At 78.1% G+C, this 2,007-nt stretch carries 1 protein-coding gene; it reads right to left on the bottom strand.

Annotated elements, in window-relative coordinates; all coding sequences use genetic code 11:
• On the bottom strand, positions 1 to 1,849 hold a 1,849-nt coding region (locus AC13HU_RS36305), incomplete at its 3' end, for a DUF5682 family protein (RefSeq protein ID WP_483046259.1).
• Positions 1,850 to 2,007 lie beyond the last annotated feature (158 nt).

The raw sequence follows: 2,007 nt of genomic DNA on the forward strand, positions 1-2,007 counted from the left end.
CCGCAGGCTCGGCCCTCTCTGCAGGCTCGGCCTTCCCCGCGGACTCGGGCTCCGGCAGCAGGGCGATGGCGCGGTGGACCTCGTCCAGGTGGGTGCGCAGCGCGGCCGCGCCGTCCTGGTCGAGGTTGACGCAGGCCGGGGGGAAGCCGATCCGGACCCGCTCGGCGAGCCCGGCCGCGACCCGGGCGAGCGCGGCGGAGTCGGTGCCGCGGACGTCTCCGTACCGGACCGCGCGAACCAGCGCGGGCAGCGCCGCCGCCAGGTGGGCGACGTCCGCGTCCAGCGCGGCGCGGTCGGCGAGCACCCGCATCACCGTCGGCAGGGCGTCGGACAGCCCGGCCAGCAGGCACAGTTCGGCGACCGAGGTGACGTCGGCGAGCGTCGGCGCGGCGACCGCCACCTCTTGCGCGCGGGTGCCGGCCGCGGCCCCTACCGTGGTGCCCCAGATCCCGGCCTCGGCCACGCGGATCGCCAACTCCGGCTCCCAGCGCAGCTTCCAGGTCTCCCGGAAGGTGCCCTTGCCGCCGCGCCCGGCGCTCGGCTCGCCCCAGTCGATGCCCAGCAGCCGCAGCCGGTGCAGCAGCCGGCTGCGACCGGCGTCGATGTCCTTGCGCAGGTCGAGGTCGAGTTCGCGCTCCAGCGCCTCCGGCTTCAGCCGCAGCCGGCGCTGCTCCCGGGCGAGGTCGCGGGCGAGCGGCACCGCGGGGGCGTCCGGCGGGACCTCGCCGAGCACGTCGCCGACCACGAGGCGGTCGCGGATCAACGCGAGCGGCACCTCCGAGCCGTCGCACATCACCGCCCGCACCGCGTCGACCGTCTCGCCGAGGCCGGCAAGCGGGCGGCCGCGCATCGCGGCGAGCGTGTCGGCCAGCCGCACCGACTCGATGACGTGGGCCGAGGAGACCGGCAGGTCCTCGTCGCGCAGCAGTCCGGCGACTTTCGTCATCCATCGGGTGACCGGGCGGTCCGGCGCGGTGAACAGGTGCTGGTACCAGCCCGGGGAGTCGATCCCCGCGCCATAGCCGCCCGCCCGGGCGAGCCTGCGGTGGGTCCACGGCACCCATGTCGTCTCGACCTTCGCCTTCGGCAAGCCCTTGAGCAGCTGCCGGTCGGCGGTGGCCGGGGCGGGCTCGGCGAGCGCCGGGACGTGCCAGGCGCCGCACACGACGGCCGTCCGCGCGTACGCCCGCCGGGCCTCGCGCAGCCGCAGCCGCATGTGTGCCTCGCGCAGCGGGTCGCGCGGGTCGCCGCCGTCGCCGTACGTCGCCCGGATCGCGGCCATCGCCTCGGCGACCGCGGCGAACGGCACGAGCGGGTCGGCGTCGTCCGCGCCGCCGCCCCGGTGCTCGACCGCGTCCTCCCACCAGCGCTCCGGGTCGTCGTATCCCGCGGTCCCGGCGAGCACGGCCAGCGGGTCGATCCGGACGGCCGCGACTTCGGAGTTGACGTCGGAATCGGCGTCGGGGGCGTTTTCGGAGTCGGGACGGGAGCCGGCGTCGGGCCCGGCGGGGGCGTCCTCGGCCGGCTCGGCCGCGGGCAGGGCCAGGGTGTGCGCGGCCGGTAGGTCGATGAACCGTACGGCGGCGCCCGCCTCGGCCGCCCACCGCATCGCCACCCATTCGGGGGAGAACTCGGCGAACGGCCAGAACGCGGCGCGCGCCGGATCGTCGGCCACGTGGGCGAGCAGCGCGACCGGCGGCCGCATCGCCGGGTCCGCGGCCAGCGCGGTCAACGCGTCGGCCTCCGGCGGCCCCTCGATCAGCACGGCCTCCGGACGGTACGCGTCCAGCGCGGCCCGCACCGCGCGCGCCGAGCCGGGTCCGTGGTGCCGCACCCCCAGCAGCACCACGTCGTCAGCGCCGCGAGCGGGCCGGCCGCGCCGGGGCGCGGGAAGCCCCGACGGGGACGGGCCGTTGCCCGTGCCGGCCGCGACATCGGGTCCGGGCGCGGTGCCGGGCGCGGTCGCGGTGCCAGGTGCGGCGGCCGCGACGGCAGCGGACCGGACCG

This window comes from Streptomyces sp. NH27 (assembly GCF_056859195.1).